We start from the raw sequence: 23179 nt of genomic DNA, 5'->3' as shown, positions 1-23179 counted from the left end.
TATTTGTTTTAAAAAACAAACAAGGAAGAATGCTATGTCGAGCCGTAAACAATCAAGATTGGAAGCGAAGCAATTTATTGATTCACTTTCAGTACAACCCTACCCAAACTCTAATAAAACTTATATTGAAGGTTCACGCCCAGATATCCAAGTACCTGTTCGTGAAATATCTTTGGCTGACAGCTTAGTCGGAGGTACTAAAGATGCCCCTATATTTGAGCCTAATGAGCCTATTCAAGTTTATGACACCTCAGGCTTTTACACCGATCCAAGTCATGATATCGACCTTTACAGCGGTCTTTCTAAGCTAAGAGAGAATTGGATTGAGGAAAGAAGCGATACTGAATTACTTGATGACGTAAGTTCTGTATATACGAAGGAGAGGTTAGAGGATGAGACTCTCGATGACCTACGTTATGGAAATCTACCACGTATTAGGCGTGCTACTGAAGGTAGTTGTGTTACACAGTTGCACTATGCTCGACAAGGTATCATTACTCCTGAAATGGAATACATTGCCATTCGTGAGAATATGGGGCGTCAAAAGTTTGCAGATGAACAGCTAAACCATCAACATCCTGGACACAGTTTTGGTGCCAATCTACCTAAAGAAATTACCCCTGAGTTTGTTCGAAAAGAAGTTGCTGAAGGACGAGCTATTATCCCTTCAAATATTAACCACCCTGAATCAGAGCCAATGATCATTGGTCGAAACTTCCTAGTGAAAGTGAATGCTAATATTGGTAACTCTTCAGTGAGCTCCTCAATTGAAGAGGAAGTTGAGAAGTTAGTATGGTCAACTCGTTGGGGCGGCGACACTGTGATGGATCTGTCTACTGGACGTAATATTCACGAAACTCGAGAATGGATACTACGTAACAGCCCTGTGCCGATTGGTACCGTTCCAATGTACCAGGCCCTTGAAAAAGTTAATGGCGTTGCTGAAGATCTTAATTGGGAAGTCATGCGTGATACGCTGATTGAACAAGCAGAGCAGGGTGTTGACTACTTTACTATTCACGCTGGCTTACTACTGCGCTATGTTCCAATGACTGCTAAGCGTGTGACAGGTATTGTCTCTCGTGGCGGTTCTATTATTGCGAAATGGTGTCTTGCTCACCACCAAGAAAGCTTCCTTTATACCCATTTCCGTGAAATCTGTGAAATCTGTGCAAAGTACGATGTTGCTCTGTCATTAGGTGATGGTTTACGCCCAGGCTCTATTGCAGATGCCAATGATGAGGCTCAATTCTCAGAGTTACGTACTTTAGGTGAGTTAACTAAGGTGGCTTGGGAGTATGATGTTCAAGTGATCATTGAAGGTCCTGGTCATGTTCCAATGCATCTGATTAAAGAGAATATGGATGAGCAGTTAGAGCATTGTCATGAAGCTCCATTCTATACGCTAGGTCCACTTACTACTGATATTGCCCCAGGCTACGATCATATTACCTCTGGTATTGGTGCTGCAATGATTGGTTGGTACGGCTGTGCGATGCTTTGCTATGTAACACCGAAAGAGCACTTAGGGCTACCAAATAAAGAAGATGTGAAGACGGGTTTGATTACATATAAGCTTGCTGCACATGCTGCAGACTTAGCAAAAGGCCACCCAGGAGCACAGATTCGTGATAATGCACTATCAAAAGCACGCTTTGAATTCCGTTGGGAGGACCAGTTTAACTTAGGTCTAGACCCTGATACGGCAAGAGCATTCCATGATGAAACCTTACCTCAAGAGTCTGGTAAAGTTGCGCACTTTTGCTCTATGTGTGGTCCTAAATTCTGCTCAATGAAGATATCTCAAGAAGTTCGTGAGTATGCAAAAGATTCAAAGCAAGTAGCGGCTGATCAAGCGATTGAAATCAAAATGCTGGATAACCCACTAAAAGGTATGCGTAAAAAATCGCAGGAATTTAGAGAGACAGGATCTGAGCTATACCATCTCGCAGTTTCCGACAAAGAGGCTCAGCTAGAGGACTAATCACAGTGAAAATATTAATCCCTACTCAAATTGTTGAGCTAACGGGAGAGATACAACACTGTTTATTAATTGCGAAGCAACAAGACTTTGCAATTAATCATGTTGAGTTGGGTGTAAGTCCAACTCCGTATTTCTCTTTAGTTGAAGAAGATAGCACCACTAACATTGGATTCAATGACGGTGGATTTGAGCTTAATCGCTCCGTAGAAGATTTTGTCCTTGAGTACAATCAAACAATACCCTTTGATGTGTTATTAGAGCGTCTAAGTTCAAGTGAGCAAAGTATTTTTGTTGGCTTGAAAGATACGGATAGAAGACTGGATATATGGTCGACTCTTGATGGTAACCGAGCTATTCATACATCTAGAAAACCGAATGACGTAGATACCTATAGACATATATCTTGGTTTGTTACTTTACTCGCTTTAGATTTCCCCATTGAAGATGCTTTGGTCATTGCTAACGCAGCTTCTAATGTTCCACGTGAAACATGGCCAAATAGTTTCGACGTATTCCCAGTTCCTATTCTTGAAGATAAGAGGCTAGGAATACATGTTGGTTGGGCGCACTCGAACAATCCGCTGACTTTCCCAAGCCTGATTAAATCTAGCTTAGGGCTATACCCCGTAGTAGACGACGTAAGTTGGATTGAAACGTTGCTGAAGTTAGGTGTTAAAACTATTCAGCTCAGAATAAAAAATCCGAATCAAGCCGATCTTGAAAAACAAGTCAAGCAAGCGATCTGTCTGGGTCAAAAGTATCAGGCTCAAGTCTTTATTAATGACTACTGGAAGCTGGCACTTAAACACCAAGCATTCGGAGTGCATTTGGGGCAGGAAGATATTGAAGAGTCAAACTTATTACAGCTGAGTGAGGCTGGAATTAGACTGGGGCTTTCTACACATGGCTATTATGAGTTACTTCGGATTATACAAATCAACCCAAGCTATATTGCCCTTGGTCATATCTTTCCAACTACTACAAAGCAAATGCCCTCGAAGCCACAAGGTCTCGTTCGTTTAGGTTTATATCAACAGTTGATTGATACGATCCCTTATTCACAAACTACATTGGGTTACCCGACTGTCGCCATTGGCGGTATAGATCAACATACAGCACCTGAAGTCTGGGACTGTGGTGTATCTAGTTTAGCTGTGGTTCGAGCGATAACTTTGGCTGATTCGCCAAAAGACGTCGTCAATTTTTTTGATGATCTGATCAATAAAAACCCTCGCCAAGAAATCCAGAAACCAACTTTTGTTCATCAACCTTTGGAGATCAGTCATGCTGAGTGATGAGCAATTCACTCGTTATCAAAGGCAAGTATCCTTAGTTGAATTTGGTGAGAGTGGGCAAGAAAAACTGCTGAAGAGTCATGTTCTTGTTATTGGATGTGGTGGGTTAGGTAACGCTGCAGCGCTTTATCTTGCAGCTTCAGGTATTGGAAAGCTGGTTTTGATTGATGACGACGTAATTGAATCATCTAACTTACAGCGACAAGTTGCTTTTCAGGATGACGATATTGGTCAAACGAAAACACAGGCGTTGGCTAATCGTATCCAAAAGCTTAACTCTGACTGCAAAGTTCGGGTGTTGACTAAGAAGGCTGATTATCAGCAATTATCCTTAGAAGTCATGCTTGCCGATGCAGTTCTTGACTGCACTGATAATTTCCCTTCAAGGCAGCAAATCAATCGCGCTTGCTTTCGAAATCAAACACCACTGATTTCTTCCTCAGCAATAGGTTGGAATGGCCAGTTTGTTGTTTTCGATTTTGAGCATTCAAGAGACTCAGGTTGCTACCGCTGCTTATTTCCATTTGATGAAAATGTGGAAGGGCAGCGCTGTTCAGATTCTGGAATTGTAGGACCTGTAGTAGGAACTATGGGCAACCTCCAAGCACTTGCCGCGATACAGAAGTTAGCGATGGGCGAGTTCATTGTACCTAGCCATGAACTTAAGCTGTTTGATGGCAAAACGATGAATTGGCAGAACCTGTCTATGCAGAAAGATGTAAGTTGCCCAGTATGCAATGAACAAAAAAGCTTAGCTGAGAAAGAAAGTGAGGTTATTGAGTGAATCAAATAACAATTAAAATAAACGAAAAGTTCGAAACGGTAGAAAGCCATTCGTCACTTGCTGACATCATTAAAGCTTTATCTCTTCCTGATTTTGGCTGCGTCTTTGCAATAAATAATACCGTTATTCCACGTAACCAATGGCAACAAACGGTCATGAATGACGGTGATTCAATTTCTCTTTTTCAAGCGATCGCAGGCGGATAAACATGTTAACTATAGCGGATAAAGTTTTTGAATCTCGCCTGTTTACGGGCACGGGAAAGTTTTCAAATAACCAAGTAATGGCAGAAGCGATAAAAGCATCGGGGTCTCAGTTAGCTACAATGGCACTCAAGAGAGTAGATATTCATTCCCAAGATGATGATATCTTACGCCCGATTTTGGATGCTGGAGTAAACCTTCTTCCAAATACATCAGGTGCTAAAAATGCGAAGGACGCAATTTTTGCTGCGCATCTAGCTCGTGAAGCTTTAGGTACTAATTGGCTTAAATTAGAGATTCACCCAGATCCAAAATATCTACTACCAGACCCTATTGAAACATTAGCTGCGGCTGAACAATTGGTTAAAGATGGTTTTGTCGTTTTGCCATATTGCCATGCAGACCCTGTTCTATGTAAACGTTTAGAGGAAGTAGGCTGCGCAGCAGTGATGCCTCTTGGTGCACCTATTGGTTCAAACAAAGGTGTTGTGTCTTCAGATTTCATCGAAATTATTATTGATCAAGCAAACGTACCAGTCATTGTTGATGCTGGTATCGGTGCGCCTTCACATGCTGCGAAAGCGATGGAAATGGGGGCGGATGCCGTTTTGGTTAACACTGCTATTGCTTCTTCGAATCACCCCGTGGAAATGGCTATTGCTTTTAAGTTAGCAGTGGAGGCTGGACGAATGGCATATCAATCTGGCTTAGCGGGTCAAGTTTCCCATGCTGTAGCATCAAGCCCACTGACCTCATTTCTGAATGAGTAAGGACCAACATGAGTTTTGTTGATCAGTTTAAAAAGCTGAATTGGGATGATATTGGGCTTTCAATTTATAGTAAAACAGCAAAGGATGTAGAACGCGCGCTCGCTTCTCCAAAGCGAAGTCTTGAAGACTTTAAAGCTCTGATTTCACCAGCAGCGGAACCTTACTTAGAGCAGATGGCACAACAGTCTTTGGCATTAACACGTCAAAGGTTCGGTAATACAATGTCTCTGTATATTCCGCTTTATCTATCAAACCTATGTGCGAATGCTTGTACTTATTGCGGCTTCTCAATGGAGAACCGTATTAAACGTCGCACGCTTAATCTTGATGAAATTAATGCGGAAATTACTGCGATTAAAGGGATGAAGTTTGACAGTGTTTTGCTCGTCACGGGTGAACATGAAACAAAAGTAGGGATGAAGTATTTCAGAGAAGTCCTACCAACGATTAAAAACCAGTTTAACTATTTAGCGATGGAAGTTCAGCCGCTTAAGCAGGATGAATACGCAGAACTCAAAACGTTAGGCTTGGATGCAGTGATGGTGTATCAGGAAACTTATCATCCTAGTACTTATGCTGAACATCATCTACGTGGTAATAAGACTGACTTTGATTTTCGTCTTGATACACCAGATCGATTGGCGAAAGCAGGTATAGATAAGATTGGCATTGGTGCTCTTATTGGTTTGGAAGAATGGCGAACAGACTGTTTTTATGTCGCCGCGCATTTAGATTATTTAGAGCGTACTTATTGGCAAACTCGATACTCAATTTCTTTCCCTCGTTTGAGACCTTGTGAGGGTGGGTTACAGCCTAAGTCTGTCATGTCAGACAAGCAGTTGGTTCAGTTGATTTGTGCTTATCGCTTATTGAATCCTGAAGTAGAGCTATCTCTTTCAACACGAGAATCTGCTCACTTTAGAGATAATGTATTGCCCCTTGGCATCACCAGCATGTCAGCAGCCTCAAAGACTCAACCTGGAGGGTATGCATTAGAAGATTCCGAGCTTGAGCAGTTTGAGATAAGTGATGAGCGTAGTGCTGCTTCGGTAGAGTCAATGATTAGACAGAAAGGCTTTGATCCAGTTTGGAAGGATTGGCATAGCGGTTATTCAGGATAACGAGATCAATTATTCAGTCGCTAAATTTGTATAAACGTAGTGGTTTGGTATTACTAGTAATATATTCTCAGCGACAAGTTATCTGTCATTAGCAACGATAGTTACCTGTAATGTTTCACGTGGAACATTGTTACCCAAATAAAACGGCTACCAATTGGTAGCCGTTTTTGTATCTGGTTCAATATAGACTTTCAAACACTTAAAACCTGATCGAATCTAATAAAGCTTGAACGTATTAAATAAAGTCTAAGCGCATTAAGTAATGCTGCTTGTTATATTAAATTGGTATTCACTAGATTATGAATGCTCAACTGGTGAGGTCGATTGGTGTAGCCATTCTAAAGTATCACCTTCAACAAGCGGGCTTACATCATTCCATACTTTTTGGTGGTATTCATTTAACCATGCAAGTTCCGGGCGAGTCAGCATATCGACATTGATATTGCGTTTATCGATAGGACAACGAGTTAAAGATTCAAAAGCAAGGACAGAAAAGTCGCCGTTAGTCGGTAGTTCTACAACAAGCTCCAAGTTTTCAATTCGAATACCAAACTCTTCAGCTCGGTAGTAGCCTGGTTCGTTTGAAAGAACCATACCTTTCACAAGAGGGACATCGATAAGCTTTTTCGAGATGCTTTGAGGCCCTTCATGAACACTTAAGAAGTGACCAACTCCGTGACCTGTTCCATGGTCATAATCAAAACCTTCTGCCCATAGGTGCTGACGAGCAAGAATATCAATTTGGTAGCCACGAGTGCCTTGAGGGAAGCGAGCGCGAGTAATACCTATGTGACCTTTCAAAGCCAGAGTGAATTGCTTGATCATTTCCTTAGTTGGTTGACCTATTGCGATAGTACGAGTGATGTCTGTTGTGCCATCTAGATACTGACCGCCTGAATCAACAAGGTAAAGCGTGTTCAGCTCTAGCTTACCTGGTTCAGGTTGGTTCTCATGGTTGTAGTGGCACATTGCAGCATTACCGCCAGCAGCAGAGATAGTGTCGAAGCTTAAATCTTTTATGGTTGGGTCTTGGAAGCGAATTGCTTCTAGCTTGTCTGAAAGTACCGCTTCATCATGAAGGTTACCTGCAGCAACCTCAGCATCTAGCCAAGAAAGAAACTTAACCATAGCAGCGCCATCTCTAATGTGACACGCTTTCATACCTGCAATTTCCACATCATTTTTTGCGGCTTTTGGCATTAGGCATGGGTCTGCAGCTTCAATGATCTCTGCGCCTGCATTTTGAAGTACTAGTGTATACCAAGCGTTACTTGTACCTGCATCTACAGATACTCGTTTACCTGCTAGCTTTTCTAAGCAGCTTTGAAGTTCAGATGGGTGAGAAACTCGAATACCTTGACCAACGTGCTCTTCGAATCCTGCTGGAATGCGTGCAGGATCTAGGAAGAAGTCCACGCTTTGATCGGCATGGATAATCGCGTTAGAAAGAACAACAGGAAGACGTGATACATCTAAGCCACGAATATTCAATAACCAACAAATAGAATCAAGTTCCGTTAGCACTGCAGCATCTGATTCTTTGGTTGCTAATAGCTCTGCTACTTCTGCACGTTTACTTGTACTTGACTGTCCAACTGATTCTGTCGCCATTAAGCGTACATCAGAAACGATAGGAGCAGGGCGATCAGCCCAAAGCTCATCAATTGGGTTTGACGCTAAAGTTGCGAGTTCAAGTTTACCTGCGAGTTTCGCCTGAGCGGCTTTCAACCAAGCGGCAGTGTGCATTCTTGGATCAAAGGCTACTTTGCTATTTGCTGGCAATGTTTGGACTGCCCAATCGAGAGCGGGTTCTTCAATAAGATGACGATACTCAAATACTTCTGCTGGGACTTGTTTACGAACTTGAACCGTATAGCGACCATCAACAAACATCGCAGCAGTATCACGAGTGATGATTGCAGCACCGGCTGAGCCCGTGAACCCTGTTAACCAGTGAAGGCGTTCGTTGTGTGCAGGAACATATTCCCCTAAATACTCATCTTCATGAGGAATAATTAAAGCATCGTATTGATTGGTCTCAAGCCAAACTCGAACCGCGTTAACGCGTTCAGCAGTGATAGTGTGCATTGGTATCTTATCCTTGTTGTTGAGGTCCTTGTTAGCACCTTCGCTGTATAGCGCTATGTGACTCGCTATACAGCGTAATATGAATCGGTGTAATGGGCATTAAGCTATCTTTTTTGTTCCAAAGCTGCAAATGCTAAGCGCTATTTTTACCTAAGATGTAATGTTTTTTCTTTGATGATATTTCGTAACCAACTCAGAGCAGGGTCATTTTCTCTGTCTCTATGCCAGAACAAAGTATATGCCATTGGTGGGAATTCCATAGGTAAAGGCACGACAACCAAATCTAATTGTTTTGCGACAAGATCAGTAAAGTGGCTAGGAGCAGTAAAGACAAAGTCAGTATAAGTACACAAGCTAGCAGCGCTGTTGAAATCAGGGACTGAAATGGCAATATCTCTTTGGTGACCAAGATCCGCCAGTTTGTAATCTAAAAGCCAGCGATCACTCCCATCACATCTCACTTGCACATGTCTTTGTGCTAAGTAGTTTGCCAGATCCCATTTTTGCTCTAGAGCTGGATGGTTGCGCCTTAATACGCACATTTGAGCATCGCGATAAATTTCTTGTTCGCAGATATCGTCAGGAGGGAGCATGGTTAACCTTGCATCATTGATGTCTATATCTTTACCGGTTAAGCCAATGTCCAATTCACCCATTTGCAATTTTCTGAACGTTTGTTCGTTCCAAGCATGGGTATTAATATTTACTTTAGGTGCTTGTCGGAAAATAGCGGGTAAGAAGTGAGGCAATATTAATGGGTAAACACTCTCGACTGCTGCAATGTGAAAGCTATGGTCGCTATTGTATGGAGTGAAAGTTTCTGGTTGAGTCAAAACCTCGAGTTGATTGATAAGTGTCTCTAGTTTTGGTTTTAGAAATAAGGCTTTCGGTGTTGGGCGTAACCCATGAGCACTCCGAGTAAATAAAGGATCATTAAATTGTTCTCGAAGCTTCGCAAGTGACTTACTAACTGCCGACTGGCTTAGGCATAAACGATGCGCTGTTCTAGTAACACTAAGTTCCTCAAGTAGAACCTGCAAGCACACTAATAAATTGAGGTCGATACGAGCCAGTTTCTCAAGATTCATGCATATTTCCATTTTGGAATAATACTAATGAGTATATGCCATTTTCATTCATATCAGTACTAGCGTATTCTCGCCGGACTTAAACGAATTCGGGAGAATCTTGTGTCAACCACTACGCCTCAGACTAACAGTAAATTACAGGTCGCTCTGCTTGCAATGCTAGTGCTATTTAGCCCTCTAGCTATTGATATTTACTTGCCAGCGTTACCTCAAATATCAGCGGCGTTTCACGTGGAACATGCATTGGCTCAAGATACGATTACTTGGTTCTTATTTGCTATGGGCGTAGGGCAACTCTTTGCTGGTCCATTGGCAGATAAACTCGGTCGTCGAACTGTTGCATTAGGAGGGATCAGTATCTATGCACTGAGTGCTTGCTTGGCGTGGGCCGCTCAGTCAATTGATATGATGCTGATTGCTCGGTTGCTGCAAGGCTTAGGAGCTTGTGCGACTTCTGTAGCTGCTTTTGCAACAGTTCGCGATATTTTTGGTCCAGAGAAAAGTGGCAAGATGATTAGCTACTTGAATGGTGCTATCTGTTTTATCCCTGCACTTGCTCCCATTCTGGGAAGTTGGTTAACTCAAGAATTTGGCTGGCGTTCTAACTTTAGTTTCATGGCTGGTTTTGCTGTAGTGGTCGGTTCAATCTTATTCTTCCAAATGAAAGAGACTAACCCAGCAACAGAAAAAGTGGCGGTGTTCAAACTTGAGCGCTATTGGTCTGTATTAAGAACGCCATCATTTATCTTCCATGCAAGCTTATGTATGTTGGCTATGGCAGTGATACTGGCTTACGTGACTTCAGCCCCTGTGGTTCTGATGGAACAACTAGGCATGAGTATGAATGAGTTTACTTTCTGGTTTGGTATTAATGCACTTATTAATATTATCGCAGCATTCTCGGCACCTAGATTCATGGATAAGTTTGGTACCTATGGAGCGCTAATTGTGGGTATTAGTACTCTTGGTTTTGCAGGTATTCTCATGTTGGTTCTAGCGAATGAAGCAACAGCCATAGCGTTTATGCTACCTATCTTTTTGTCTTCTGTTGGCTTCGCTTGGATTTTAGGCGCGGCAGCTGGCAAAGCGCTTGAACCATTTGGTGACAGAGCGGGTACTGCAGCAGCGCTTCTAGGTTTATTCCAAATGAGTGGTTCTGGCTTCTTAGTTGGCACAATGCAAAGAATGAACCTTGAGCCACCAATTATGATTGCCATGCACATGCTTATCATTGTCCCAGCACTATTCATACTGCTTAGTAAAGTGGGCAAAACATGGCATGCGACTTTGGCTAAAGTATAATGTCCGTTTGACGGTAAATATGTGAATGCCTGTTTTACCAAAGGCGAAACAGGTGTATATTTGTCGTTCGATCAAATGTGTAAATCACAACGGATATTACAGTAAATGTCATTAACAACTTATGAAATGGCTCGTGTTTTAGAGCAGATGGAAGATGCTCCTGAAAAAATCATGTTTGGTAAGCTTCTTGCTGAACTTGGTAACCAAAGTGAAGAGCGTATTCGCAGTGCCGCAAAACAGGTGCCGATCGACACGTTAAGAGATATTGTGTATCAATTTCAGCGTGTGATTGAAGCTCGTAAGGGCGAGAAGGTTCAGCTGCTAGCAAAGCAGTTGGCTGAGCAAGGTATTTCAGCAGAAGAGCTGCAAGCATTCTTAAATAAGTAGTTAAACTAGATTTAAAAAAAAGCCACTCAATTGAGTGGCTTTTTTTGTAGAGTTAGTCTTTAAGTAGCGTTGCTAATTTATTACTTTGGATTTGATTAGCTTATCGGCGGATAAAGGACCAGCTCCCCAGATGACAACGATTAATATCATTAACCCCCATAATTGGTGGTCATAAAAACCTTGTTCCCACAATACAGGGTAAGAAACAACGGCAATGATATTGAAGACAAAGAGTATGGCTGCCATTGGTCTGGTTAATAACCCAAGAACCATAAATACAGGCAAAATGAGCTCGGCGGCGGTGCCTAGGTAAGCCGCTAACTCCCACGGAATAATAGGCACCTGATATTCAAGCTCAAATAAATACAAGGTGCTATCCCATGAGGCAATTTTGGTTAGCCCTGAATTGAAAAAGACCCAGGCAACCCATACCCTACAAAAGAGTAAAAGCAGCGGGACAAATAATGCCTGTAAGCGGCCGATTAATGAATCATATTGAGTGACTAGGTTTATTATCTTCGGACTATTCATATATTTTCTCCTTAGTGGCGCTAACGGAGAATCCTGCCACGATACCAAGCGAAATAATTGAATCTAAATGTGGTAGAAGGTGTGGGTCTATTTCGCTAAGGGAATTGCCATCGTTGATTGCAATGACGAGTTGGTAGGCTTCATTTGTCAGTGAGTGACACACAATTTGTTCATCATTTGTATGTTGGGTGTTTGCTAAAGTGATGACACCAGTTTCACTTTGCTGAATATTAAGTTGCTCTATATTGTTATCAAGAATGGCTTGTTGGAGAGAATAAAGCGCATATGGTGAGTCAAATAAACTTACTCCATCTTTTAAATGAAGCATTAAACGATGGTGCATCTCGGGTGCAACATGAACTAACTCAGTTAAAGGTTGGATAGTTTTAAGCGTTAATTCGCATTGTGCTGAGCGAAAGGTTTGGTCACAACACCACTCAAAACGAGCCACTTCACTTAGGTAGGGTGCGGCTTCGATAACACTTGGGAAAAGCTGGATAGTCTCACTAAACCCTTCACCATACTCACTTACATCAGCCGAGTGGAGTGGGGTACTCAGAACATACTGCCTTGCTAATTGAGTAAAACATTCTTCACCCACGAGTGCTTCAACCATAGGGTAGGTAGCACTCATGACTTCACTTAAGCTGATAACAAAATTATTGCGATAGATTTGAATTCGCAGTGTATCAGATAAGTGATCACTCACAATGTCACAGCGCTCCCCATCGCTCTCATACTTTAAAGCGCGAGCAAATTCTTGTTGAATCTTAGCAAGAGAGTCGCTCATGATGCTTTCCTCCCTGCAGATGTGTATTGATCATTAAGACTAATTTGGCGAAGCTGTTGGCTTGCCTTTATCGCTTCGTCTAGCAGTACTTCTGGCTTTGGTAAATCTAAATCCCATTCGATAAGGGTATGCCTTTCACCATGTTGCGTGGTCCAAGTTTTAAAAAGATCCCACACCTCTTTACTCACCGGTTTACTGTGAGTATCAATCCAAATTTCACCTTCATCTAACTGCTTAATCGTAAATCCTGCTAAATGAATTTCATCAACGGCTTTGGCAGGTATTCCTTCTAGGTAGGTTTTGCAATCAAACCCGTGATTAAAAGCAGATACGTGCACATTGTTCAGGTCGAGTAATAGCCGGCACTCTGTTCGCTTTTGGACTTCAGCTAAAAAATCCCACTCAGCGATGGTTGAGTGATTGAATTTAAGATAGCTCGATGGGTTCTCTATTAGGATGGCACGCTGAAGGTACTCTTGAACCTCGATGACGTTTCTACAAAACACATCAAGAGCTTCTTCTGTATAAGGAAGGGGTAATAAGTCATTAAAGTGATGCCCACCAGATTGGCTCCAGCTTAAATGATCGGAAATCAAAAAAGGTTCGATTTCATTAATTAAATGCTTCAATAAAGAAAGGTGATGGTGACTGACTCTTTCTACTGAGCCTAATGATAAACCTACCCCGTGACAGCTAATTTCATGATGTTGTCTGATGGTATTAAGCTGATGACGGTGCGGAGAGTTTGGTTGAAAGTAGTTTTCACTGTGCACTTCTAACCAGCTGACTTGCTCAGGGTTTTGATTAAAAAAATCCAAATGGGGAGTTCTTAACCCTACGCCAACTTTTGGGTGAAGAGGATGTGTCAAAGTGGCTCTCCTTTAACTTCAGTGAATATAACTACCATAGACCTAAAATACTAAACGATGAGTTGGTGAGCCCATATAGAATGGGCTCACAGAATCAAACTTAAGAAGATTGAGTACTACCGCCTGAAAGCTTCCCACATAGTCCTTTAGGTACCACAACAAATGCATCACTTTGGTTGTCTTCTTTTGCTGTACCCGCACATGAGCTTGTTTTGGTCGCACAGTCATTTTTACCAGCTTTCGCTACGCCGTAGCACTTTTCTTTTGCCGCGGCTTCAGCGGGTGCAGAAGTTAAAACAGTACCACCAAAGGCAAGTAGGCTCGTGATCGCAGCAGTTACAGCAAGATTTGAATTTTTCATAGTCATTCCCTCTAGGACTTTATTTATATTTGTGTTGGCTAGTTAATGAAATGTTAACCAGCTTATTAGAAAGGATAGGAAGAACGGATAAATAATTTCATTAAAAAATGATTTTTATGAATGAATTCGTGGGATTTTTATTCAAGTGATTGATTTTTAATGATAATTAATTGATGTTTTTTTCTGCTTATTACTCTAAACGGAGATGGGTGTTTAGGTTATAATCAACTTTTATGTATAAAAACCCAGTAGTGAGCCCATTCATGATAGATCCTTCGCTTTTACTCGATGGCCTGAACGACAAACAACGTGAGGCGGTTGCCGCCCCTTTAGAACATCGACTTATTCTAGCGGGGGCTGGTAGTGGTAAAACTCGAGTTTTAGTACACCGCATTGCTTGGCTTCAAGCGGTTGAGCAAGCATCTCCTTTTTCGATTATGTCAGTGACGTTTACCAATAAAGCGGCGGCAGAAATGCGTGGTCGTATTGATGAGTTGATGATGGGCAGTTCATCTGGAATGTGGAATGGTACATTCCATGGTATTTGTCATCGAATTTTACGAGCTCACTACTTAGATGCAAAATTGCCAGAAGACTTCCAGATCATAGACTCCGATGATCAGATTCGATTATTGCGCCGCTTGATTAAAGCTCAGAATTTAGATGAGAAGCAATGGCCTGCGAAACAGGGCTCATGGTGGATCAATGGGAAGAAAGATGAAGGCTTACGACCTAGCCATATTGATTCTTACAATGATCCCGTCACCCAAACATGGTTGAAGATTTACTCGGCGTATCAAGAGGCGTGTGATCGTGCCGGATTAGTCGACTTTGCAGAAATTCTTTTACGAGCTCATGAATTACTGCGTGATAAAAAGCATATCCGAGAGCATTACCAAGCTCGATTTAAACATATTCTGGTGGATGAATTTCAAGATACCAACAACATTCAATACGCTTGGTTGCGAATGATGGCGGGTCCTGAATGTCGCGTTATGATCGTTGGCGATGATGATCAATCTATCTATGGATGGCGTGGCGCGAAGATAGAGAATATTCAGAAATTCTTAGATGAATTTATTGGTGCAGAAACTATCCGTCTTGAACAAAATTACCGTTCAACGAAAACCATTCTTCAAGCTGCGAATGAGCTGATTGCCAACAATACGGAGCGTATGGGCAAAGAATTATGGACTGATGGTAATGATGGCGAACCTATTTCGGTGTACTCAGCGTATAACGAATTAGATGAAGCGCGCTTCACGGTCAGTAAAATCAAAGAGTGGCAGGAGAAAGGTGGAGCGCTAGAAGATACTGCGATGCTTTATCGTAACAACGCCCAATCTCGTGTGCTTGAAGAAGCGCTTATCCAAGGTGGTCTTCCTTACCGAATCTACGGTGGCATGCGATTCTTCGAGCGTCAGGAAATCAGAGATGCCTTGAGCTACCTACGCTTGATGAATAATCGTAGCAATGATGCTGCCTTCGAGCGTGTCGTTAATACGCCAACGCGTGGCTTGGGTGATAAAACGTTAGAAACGATTCGTCTTGCGGCACGTGATCGTGGTGCAACGATGTGGCAAGCAAGTGTTGCTCTGATAGAAGAACAAGTTTTACCAGGTCGTGCTGCAGGGGCTTTGAGCCGTTTTATTGAGCTTATCAATGCACTGGAAGATGACACGATAGAATTGAGGCTGCATGAGCAAACCGACCACGTGATTAAATCGTCTGGCTTGTTTGCGATGTACGAGCAAGAAAAGGGCGAAAAATCGAAGGCTCGTATTGAAAACTTAGAAGAATTAGTCACAGCGACTCGCCAATTTGAAAAGCCAGAAGAAGCTGAGGAAATGAGCATGCTGACTGCTTTCTTAACGCATGCAGCACTTGAAGCAGGTGAAGGGCAGGCCGATGAGTTTGATGATGCAGTTCAGCTGATGACATTACATAGTGCGAAGGGCTTGGAATTCCCTATGGTATTTATGGTAGGTGTTGAAGAAGGTATGTTCCCAAGCCAAATGTCGGCAGAAGAAGCGGGACGTTTAGAAGAAGAACGTCGCTTATGTTATGTAGGCATGACTCGAGCAATGGAAAAGCTCTACATCACTTATGCGGAAATGCGTCGTTTATATGGTCAGGAAAAGTACCATAAGCCATCTCGTTTCATTCGTGAGCTGCCTGAAACGTGTTTAGATGAAGTGCGCATGAAGGCACAAATTAGCCGACCAGCTTCTAGTGGTCGCTTTAGCCCAACAGCGGTTAAAGAAAATTTCAATGAAACTGGGTTTAGTTTAGGGTCGAGAGTCAAACATCCTAAATTTGGCGAAGGCACTATTATTAACTTTGAAGGTAGTGGTCCTCAGAGCCGAGTTCAAATCGCATTCAATGGTGAGGGCATTAAGTGGTTAGTGACGGCTTATGCAAGGCTAGAGAAGTTGTAAGCGAGTAGAATTAATAAAGGTTAATCGAGATTAAGGAAGAGTAGCTAAACGGCTGCTCTTTTTTATAAGCTCCCATAGCTCTAAGCTTATTAAAAAATAAGGTGAGTCGACCAAAGTGCGCAGATAAAGAAAAACCCCGAGAGCTTGCGCTCATCGGGGTCTATAGTCTTACTCGCAGCAATCCGGCTACTAAGTGTGCTCCATGCATCAAATCCATGATAGTGTGCTGTTATCCTTCAGCGTATTCCTTTCGTCGCCATCCTAGCGGTGTCCTTGATCTTATCCTGATCTGCCAACAGTCCTCGTTAGCGCGCTTCACTTGTTCCTTGAGCGGTGTCCTTTACATCATCCTGATGTTCAGTCCTTTCCTCATCCAGAGGTGTCCATTGCCTTCCTTAGTAGCAACCATCCTAGTTACTATTGTATCCGTACAATGTCCTTTCGCTTTCCTTGCTGATTGTTCATCCTGAGCAACCAAATCTTCATCCTGAAGATAACCAATTCCGTGGTGTTTTCCTGTTCCGTGTCAGCATCCTTCCGACACCTTTAATATTACCCATATCGAAATTATCGGCAATGCAGAAAAGCGATAATTCTACAGATAAAATCGTTTGCTAAATGAACGTATCTTTATATTTCAGATGGTTACTGTTGGGTGTTACTGTTTGTCGTAAGTAAATATCGATATTTACTCACTTGCTTGTGAGAGATCTCTTACAAGCAAGCGAGTAAAAAGGGGAGTGTTAACGGCTATTGCCCGATTGCAGCTCCTTCACGTCTTGGGTCTGCTGCTCCTTCTAGCCCATCTTTTGTGATCCTGATCGCATGCAAACCTGAATTTAGATCTCGAACGTTCACCTTAAAGCCCATTTTTTCTAGTTTTGGTTTAAATAATTCGGCTTGAGTTCCTTGCTCTACATCTAGTGTGCCAAATCGGTTTAAGAAATGAGGGTGGTTAATGGCTTCTTGAATATCCATATCCCATTGAGTGTGGGCGATAATCGCTTGAGCGACGTAACCAATGATGCGGCTTCCACCTGGTGATCCTATTGCTATATAAGGTTTATCGTCTTGCATGATAATTGTGGGTGCCATTGAAGAGCGAGGTCGTTTCCCAGGTTCAAGCCTGTTCGCAATAGGTTTACCGTCATTATGAGTTTTGAATGAAAAATCGGTTAACTCATTATTTAGCAAGAAACCTCTGACCATTAAACGAGAGCCAAAAGCATTTTCAATAGTGGTTGTCATCGATATCACGTTGCCATCGCTATCAACAATATTGAAATGGCTGGTGGAAGGAAGCTCAATAGAGATGTCTTGGCTGCGTAGCATCGCATGATCCCAAGGTGGTGAGCCTGCTGATACGGAATCTAATGCTTTGCCAGCCGTAATCAATTGAGCTCTTTCTTTCAAATAGTCAGTACTGACTAACCCTTGAGTTGGCACTGGCACATAATCTTGGTCTGCCATGTACATCCCGCGGTCTGCAAAGGCTAGAAGAGAAGCATCAGCTAACACCTGCCATGATCTTGCGTCATCTGGCCCCCATGATTTCAAATCAAATTGTTCGGTCATTGATAAAATTTGACCTACGGTAAGAGCACCTGAACTTGGCGGTCCCATTCCGCAGACTTGATAACTTTCGTAGGCTGAACAAACCGGAGTTCGCTGCTTAATGGTATAGGTATCGAAATCTTTTTGGGCTAAGACGCCTGGGTTACCTTTAGCATTTTGAACAGTAGCAATAATGTCGCTAGCGATATTACCTTGATAAAAGGCTTTAGCGCCTTGGCTTGCTATAGATTGGAGTGTCTCTGCGTATTCCGGGTTTTTAAGTAAAGTACCTGCTGTTTTTGGTTGCCCATTAGCATCAAAAAAATACGCTTTTGTTGTTGGGAAGCGGCTTAAACGTTGTTGATCATTATTAATTAGAGTGGCTAGGCGAGGGCTAATGGTAAAGCCATCTTGAGCCACTTTTATGATCGGAGCGATTAAAGACGCCCAATCAAGCTTTCCATATTTTTGATGAGTATCCCATAAGAGTTTGACCGTTCCTGGTGTGCCAACAGAGCGACCGCCCACAACGGCATCATAAAACTTCAATGGTTGCCCGTTGTTATCTTGAAAGAGTTGTGGAGTGGCGTCTAATGGTGCCGTTTCGCGCCCATCATAGGTTTTGAGCTGATTACTTTTGGCATCCCAATAGACAAGGAACGCCCCGCCACCAATACCTGATGACTGAGGCTCGACTAAGCCAAGCATAAGTTGAACTGCAACCATGGCATCGACAGCATTGCCGCCTCTAGCTAAAACATCGGCCCCTGCTTGAGTGGCTATGGGGTTAGCGGCGGTAACCATCCAGTCTTTCGCTTTAACGAGTTGTTTGGTTTCAATTCCACTACTGTGTTCAGGCGCAACTGAATCTGCGGCTTGGTTTGCCCAACTGACGTGAGAGGCAAAAATTAGGGTAGAGGTGGCGATTGTTGAAAGTTTTGTTTTCCACTGCATGCTCTTCTCCTTTAAATATGCAGAGCTAGATTGGCAGTGGATTCGAGAGAGATCTAGTTTATTGTTAACAAAATGTAACCTTGATTCGAATTTAAGACACGAAGACCATGGCAGATTGCCAAATAATACTGATGCCGATTATGGTGAAAACCGCGCCACATAATCCATCAATATAAACGGTCGCTTCATGTAACTTTTTCTGTAAGGTTTTAGTTGAAAGCATCCAAGCTAATAAAGAGAACCAAAATAAAGAAAGCCCCCATAAAATAAGCATCGCTGCGCCTTTCCCTGCCGTCGACATATCTGCTGGCACTAAGCTCGACATCAGGCTGATAAAGAAAACTAAAGCTTTTGGATTAAGAATGTTGGTTGCGAAACCTTTAGAGAAGGCTTCTCGTTTATTTGTCAGGATTAGATCTTTGGCTTCAGTGTCTGGTGATTCATCATCGTGGTGGTTGATGGTATGCCAAGTCGCTTTTAATGCCCCATACCCCAAGTACAGTAAATAACTACCACCAGCTAATTGTAGCAGAGCAAAAACGGTCGGTTGCTGATGAACGAGGTAACTGATACCTGTTAGGCTAAATATTGAATGAAGTAGGATTCCGAAAGACAAGCCTAGGGCGATAAATAGCCCAGTTTGTCGACCGTGACGAGTGGCATTTTGCACAACTAGAGCAAAATCAGGGCCAGGGCTCATCAAGGCAATAAAGTGAATAGAGGCAAGGGTAATTAGTATTGTGACTTCGTTCATTAGTCGCTCTCAAGCTAGAAGATAAGCTTCTTGTGTGTATTGAGCGTAGCCTACCGTATTTACTATGGGGCAAATTGTAAATAATCAACACTCAACGAATTAATGATGGTGGAACGCCAAAAACTGTTTTAAATGCTTTAGAGAAATGGGCTTGATCGTAAAATCCGACTTGTAATGCGACTTCTGTCCCGCACACGCCTGACTTAATTAAGCGCATGCTTTGTTCCATTCTTAAACGGCTTAACCAAGCATAGGGTGTGATGCCCATTTTGTTTTTGAAATGCCTTTGGAATTGAGTTGTGGTCAGGTCACATAACTCTGATAAGTGATTGAGCCTTACCGGTTGATCTAAGTTTTCCAGTAAATAACTTTTTAATGAATCGACATCCTTGTTACCCAGCTGCACATTTACTTTTGATCCAAATTGCGCGTATCGATCTACTATTGTCGAAAATCCCTCATAGGGGAGGCAGTCTTGAGCAAGCTGGCTGATGTTTGGCTGTATTAATAGCTGGTGTAAGTTGCGTAATTGTAAAAATGAAGCTTGATCGGAAAGGATCAGCTCTGAAAAGCTTAAGTTGTGAGCATTTTTGTTGGGATCTGCAAGATCTTGAAACCATTGAGGGGAAACGGAAAATACACGGACTTCGTAACCTGAATCCAGCTTTGAGTGCCCATCATGAAGTTCATCGGGTGGCATTATGACGACTTGCCCGCTGCCAACATGGTGGCTGGTGCCTTTATAGATAAACTTTTGTTGTCCTTGGGTAATCAGACCTATGTGAAAATCTAGGTGGTAGTGGCGTTGGAAAGCGAACTCTTGGTATTGAGCCTGAATTAAGCTGATTTCTTTAGTTGGAGTCGAATAGTAGTGAACGTTATCCATAATGCCAAAAGCTTGGTTAAATTATCATCAATTCAACCAAGCTTAACTTTGTCTTTCTAAGTTGTCTTGTAAAAAACCAGCAGAGCTAGCTTTTAGCTTGTTTACTTTTCTTATTATTACGAAGCCCATCAAAGCTAAAGACGACTAAAGCACCCCAAATAAAGGCGAATGTGATGGCTTTATCTGTACTAAAGGCTTCCCCGTAGATAAGTACAGCCAATAAGAACATTAAACTAGGGCCGATATATTGGAAAAATCCCAACGTTGAAAGCTTTAAGCGAGTCGCAGCACCAGTAAAGCAGAGCAAAGGTAAAGTTGTGATAACGCCCGCCGCCACTAGTAGTAGATTTAGTTGAATAGGGTTTGCAGTGAAGTGAGAAGTTGGCGAGTCGGCAATAAACAGCAAATAGCCCGCAGCAACCGGCAGTAAGATTAAGGTTTCAATGAATAAGCCTGTCTGTGCTTCTAAGTTGAGTTTCTTACGCATCAGTCCGTAAAAACCGAAACTACAAGCTAACGCAATCGCGACTACAGGAATTGACCCAAAAGCAATAAGCTGGATAAGTACACCAACGGCAGCAAGAGCAACGGCAAACCACTGTAATTTCCTTAAACGCTCACCAAGAAATAGCATTCCAAGTAACACGTTAATTAAGGGGTTGATGTAATAGCCTAAGCTGGCATCGAGCATGTGGTTTGAATTGACTGCCCAAATAAAGATAAGCCAATTTGCTCCAATTAATATCGAAGTCGCGATAAGAAGCAAAACTTTTGGTTTCGAAGTCAGAGTGTCGCGAACATTGCGCCAGCGACGGCCGAGGTGCAGTAAAAATGCGAGCAAAAAGAATGACCACACTACGCGGTGACTGATGATCTCTAGCGGTGAAACGTCACTTAAAGATTTGAAATATATAGGGGCAATTCCCCACATTGTGTATGCACCAATGGCAAGCAAAATTCCTTGGCGTGTACGTTGTTGTTCTTCTGGAGTCATGAGACTTTCTCTGGTACTGAGTACCTAGTAATTAGATTTATAAAGAGAGTTGGTCAGTATAGGAGCGTTAAACCATTTAGCCTAATAATTTGCGGTTTTATTCGCCAGCATTCCCCTCTACAATGTGTCGCCTCGCTTACCACGCAAGTGAGCTTATTAAACCCTCGATTAGGATACCCAATGACCGCCACTTTGATTGCAGAGCAAACGTCGACGCCCACCGCTGATGCCCAAACCATTTTACAAGATGTATTTGGCTATCAGGAGTTTCGTGACGGTCAAAAAGAGGTCATAGACTTAGCGGTTGAAGGTCAAGATAGTTTAGTTATTATGCCGACCGGTGGTGGTAAATCGCTTTGTTACCAAATCCCAGCGCTAGTGCGTGAAGGGCTAACTTTGGTTATCTCTCCATTGATCTCTTTAATGAAAGATCAGGTAGACCAATTAAAAGCAGATGGTGTAGCGGCTGAGTGTATTAACTCCTCTATGCCACGCGATGCTTTAATTAGCGTATTCAACCGTATGAATTCAGGTCAGCTGAAGATGGTGTATGTTTCTCCTGAGCGAGTTCTCATGCGTGACTTCATTGAACGTTTACAGGGTTTACCCCTTTCGATGATTGCGGTAGATGAAGCGCATTGTATTTCTCAATGGGGTCATGATTTCAGACCTGAATACGCATCGTTAGGTCAGCTAAAACAGTACTTCCCTCATGTGCCCTACATGGCGCTGACAGCAACGGCTGATGACGCTACTCGAAATGATATTATCCAGCGTCTTCAGTTGGTGGACCCTCATACTTACCTCGGCAGTTTTGACCGACCAAACATTCGATACAACTTAGTTGAGAAACATAAGCCTGTATCACAAGTGGTTCGCTATCTTGAAACTCAGAAAGGCAACTGCGGCATCATCTATTGTGGTAGTCGTAAGAAAGTCGAAATGGTTACGGAAAAGCTGTGTAATAACGGCATTCGTGCGGCAAGTTACCACGCAGGTTTAGATACCGATGAACGTGCTTATGTGCAAGAAGCTTTTCAGCGTGATGACATCCAAATAGTTGTCGCAACCGTCGCCTTTGGTATGGGAATCAATAAACCCAATGTACGCTTTGTTGTGCACTTTGATATTCCGCGCAACATTGAGTCTTATTACCAAGAAACAGGCAGAGCAGGGCGAGATGGGTTACCGGCAGAAGCAATGATGCTATTTGACCCGGCTGATATTGGCTGGCTTCGCCGCATGTTGGATGAGAAAGAAGAAGGCCCGCAGAAACAAGTGGAGAGCCATAAGCTCAATGCAATGAGTGCGTTTGCGGAAGCTCAAACATGTCGACGTCAAGTGCTATTGAATTACTTTGGCGAATATCGCGACAAGCCTTGTGGCAACTGTGATATCTGCTTAGATCCGCCGAAACACTTTGATGCTACTGAAGAAGCGCAAAAAGCACTGTCATGTGTTTACCGAGTGAACCAGTCGTTTGGTATGGGTTATGTAGTAGAAGTAATGCGCGGAATGCAAAATATTCGAGTGCGAGATAATGGACACGATAAGCTCTCAACCTATGGGATTGGTCGAGATCATAGCCATGACTATTGGATCAGTATTTTTAGGCAGCTTATTCATAAAGGTCTGCTGTTCCAAAACATCACTCGCAATTCAACATTGCAGTTAACCGAAGAAGCACGCCCTTTGCTGCGTGGTGAAATGAATTTAGAACTTGCAGTGCCTAGATTAGATACCGCAGTCAGAAGTGCGAAAGCCGATAAACTGACGAGCAAGAATTACGATAAGAAACTCTTTGCCAAACTTCGTAAGCTGCGTAAATCTATTGCCGATCAAGATGGTTTACCACCTTATGTGGTGTTCAGTGATGCAACATTGATTGATATGGCTGAAGTGCTGCCAACCTCTTATGGAGAAATGCTTGCTGTAAATGGTGTTGGTCAACGTAAGTTAGACAAGTACGCTGATCCTTTCTTGGATTTGATTCAAGAGCATATTACGACTCACGGTTAATCTGCCT

The 23179-nt window shown here is 42.6% G+C and carries 20 protein-coding genes; 10 read left to right on the top strand and 10 right to left on the bottom strand.

Going from position 1 to position 23179, the window contains the following annotated elements; genetic code table 11:
• The first annotated feature begins 34 nt into the window (after positions 1-34).
• From thiC to thiH, 6 genes are read left to right on the top strand one after another with little or no spacing between them, the layout of a single operon-like run.
• The gene (gene thiC, locus OCU78_RS14215) at positions 35-1984 is read left to right on the top strand and encodes a phosphomethylpyrimidine synthase ThiC (protein ID WP_137375539.1); all 1950 of its coding nucleotides are present in this window, start codon (positions 35-37) and stop codon (positions 1982-1984) included.
• The gene (locus OCU78_RS14210) at positions 1984-3279 is read left to right on the top strand and encodes a thiamine phosphate synthase (RefSeq protein ID WP_137375538.1); all 1296 of its coding nucleotides are present in this window, start codon (positions 1984-1986) and stop codon (positions 3277-3279) included. The genes thiC and OCU78_RS14210 overlap by 1 nt, the downstream gene beginning before the upstream one ends.
• The gene (locus OCU78_RS14205; protein WP_137375537.1) at positions 3269-4063 is read left to right on the top strand and encodes a HesA/MoeB/ThiF family protein; all 795 of its coding nucleotides are present in this window, start codon (positions 3269-3271) and stop codon (positions 4061-4063) included. The genes OCU78_RS14210 and OCU78_RS14205 overlap by 11 nt, the downstream gene beginning before the upstream one ends.
• The gene (thiS, locus tag OCU78_RS14200) at positions 4060-4269 is read left to right on the top strand and encodes a sulfur carrier protein ThiS (protein WP_137375536.1); all 210 of its coding nucleotides are present in this window, start codon (positions 4060-4062) and stop codon (positions 4267-4269) included. The genes OCU78_RS14205 and thiS overlap by 4 nt, the downstream gene beginning before the upstream one ends.
• A gap of 2 nt (positions 4270-4271) precedes the next feature.
• The gene (locus OCU78_RS14195; RefSeq protein WP_137375535.1) at positions 4272-5036 is read left to right on the top strand and encodes a thiazole synthase; all 765 of its coding nucleotides are present in this window, start codon (positions 4272-4274) and stop codon (positions 5034-5036) included.
• Between the two features lie 8 nt (positions 5037-5044).
• Positions 5045-6157 carry a 2-iminoacetate synthase ThiH gene (thiH, locus tag OCU78_RS14190; RefSeq protein WP_137375534.1) on the top strand — a complete coding sequence of 371 codons (1113 nt, stop codon included), beginning with the start codon at positions 5045-5047 and terminating at the stop codon, positions 6155-6157.
• Between the two features lie 297 nt (positions 6158-6454).
• Here thiH and OCU78_RS14185 read toward each other — a convergent pair whose 3' ends face one another.
• Both OCU78_RS14185 and OCU78_RS14180 read right to left on the bottom strand, forming a co-directional pair.
• Positions 6455-8245 (bottom strand): aminopeptidase P family protein, encoded by a 1791-nt coding sequence (locus OCU78_RS14185; RefSeq protein WP_137375533.1) that lies wholly within the window; start codon positions 8243-8245, stop codon positions 6455-6457.
• 146 nt (positions 8246-8391) lie between these two features.
• Positions 8392-9333 (bottom strand): LysR family transcriptional regulator, encoded by a 942-nt coding sequence (locus OCU78_RS14180; RefSeq protein ID WP_137375532.1) that lies wholly within the window; start codon positions 9331-9333, stop codon positions 8392-8394.
• A gap of 156 nt (positions 9334-9489) precedes the next feature.
• Here OCU78_RS14180 and OCU78_RS14175 point away from each other — a divergent pair, with 156 nt between their 5' ends.
• Together OCU78_RS14175 and tsrA are read left to right on the top strand one after the other, a co-directional pair.
• A complete protein-coding gene (locus tag OCU78_RS14175) occupies positions 9490-10635 on the top strand; it encodes a multidrug effflux MFS transporter (RefSeq protein WP_137375543.1) in 1146 nt (381 codons plus the stop codon).
• A 105-nt stretch (positions 10636-10740) separates the two neighbouring features.
• Positions 10741-11022 (top strand): H-NS-like global regulator TsrA, encoded by a 282-nt coding sequence (gene tsrA / locus OCU78_RS14170; RefSeq protein ID WP_137375531.1) that lies wholly within the window; start codon positions 10741-10743, stop codon positions 11020-11022.
• 72 nt (positions 11023-11094) lie between these two features.
• Here tsrA and OCU78_RS14165 read toward each other — a convergent pair whose 3' ends face one another.
• From OCU78_RS14165 to OCU78_RS14150, 4 genes are all read right to left on the bottom strand, one after another.
• The gene (locus tag OCU78_RS14165) at positions 11095-11553 is read right to left on the bottom strand and encodes a DoxX family protein (protein ID WP_137375530.1); all 459 of its coding nucleotides are present in this window, start codon (positions 11551-11553) and stop codon (positions 11095-11097) included.
• Positions 11546-12343 (bottom strand): HvfC/BufC N-terminal domain-containing protein, encoded by a 798-nt coding sequence (locus OCU78_RS14160; RefSeq protein WP_137375529.1) that lies wholly within the window; start codon positions 12341-12343, stop codon positions 11546-11548. Before OCU78_RS14160 ends, OCU78_RS14165 begins: the two co-directional genes overlap by 8 nt.
• On the bottom strand, positions 12340-13212 hold the full coding sequence (gene bufB, locus OCU78_RS14155; protein ID WP_137375528.1) for an MNIO family bufferin maturase: 873 nt from the start codon (positions 13210-13212) through the stop codon (positions 12340-12342). Before bufB ends, OCU78_RS14160 begins: the two co-directional genes overlap by 4 nt.
• A 100-nt stretch (positions 13213-13312) precedes the next feature.
• Positions 13313-13573 carry a BufA1 family periplasmic bufferin-type metallophore gene (locus OCU78_RS14150; RefSeq protein WP_137375527.1) on the bottom strand — a complete coding sequence of 87 codons (261 nt, stop codon included), beginning with the start codon at positions 13571-13573 and terminating at the stop codon, positions 13313-13315.
• 263 nt (positions 13574-13836) lie between these two features.
• On the opposite strand from OCU78_RS14150, the gene uvrD reads away from it, so the two are divergent.
• On the top strand, positions 13837-16011 hold the full coding sequence (gene uvrD / locus OCU78_RS14145) for a DNA helicase II (protein ID WP_137375526.1): 2175 nt from the start codon (positions 13837-13839) through the stop codon (positions 16009-16011).
• Positions 16012-16761: 750 nt separating this feature from the next.
• On the opposite strand, the gene ggt is transcribed toward uvrD, so the two are convergent.
• The 4 genes from ggt to rarD form a co-directional block, all read right to left on the bottom strand.
• On the bottom strand, positions 16762-18519 hold the full coding sequence (ggt, locus tag OCU78_RS14140) for a gamma-glutamyltransferase (RefSeq protein WP_137375525.1): 1758 nt from the start codon (positions 18517-18519) through the stop codon (positions 16762-16764).
• A 91-nt stretch (positions 18520-18610) separates the two neighbouring features.
• Positions 18611-19273 (bottom strand): LysE family translocator, encoded by a 663-nt coding sequence (locus OCU78_RS14135; RefSeq protein WP_137375524.1) that lies wholly within the window; start codon positions 19271-19273, stop codon positions 18611-18613.
• A 91-nt stretch (positions 19274-19364) separates the two neighbouring features.
• Positions 19365-20159 (bottom strand): helix-turn-helix domain-containing protein, encoded by a 795-nt coding sequence (locus tag OCU78_RS14130; protein ID WP_137375523.1) that lies wholly within the window; start codon positions 20157-20159, stop codon positions 19365-19367.
• A gap of 85 nt (positions 20160-20244) precedes the next feature.
• A complete protein-coding gene (gene rarD / locus OCU78_RS14125) occupies positions 20245-21153 on the bottom strand; it encodes an EamA family transporter RarD (RefSeq protein WP_137375522.1) in 909 nt (302 codons plus the stop codon).
• A gap of 180 nt (positions 21154-21333) precedes the next feature.
• Between rarD and recQ the strand changes: the two genes are divergently transcribed.
• Positions 21334-23172, top strand: coding sequence for an ATP-dependent DNA helicase RecQ (gene recQ, locus OCU78_RS14120; RefSeq protein WP_137375521.1), 1839 nt, complete (start codon positions 21334-21336; stop codon positions 23170-23172).
• Positions 23173-23179: the final 7 nt, after the last annotated feature.

This window comes from Vibrio gallaecicus, assembly GCF_024347495.1.
Classification (GTDB): Bacteria; Pseudomonadota; Gammaproteobacteria; order Enterobacterales; family Vibrionaceae; genus Vibrio; species Vibrio gallaecicus.
This window is presented reverse-complemented; position numbering and strand designations above follow the sequence as displayed.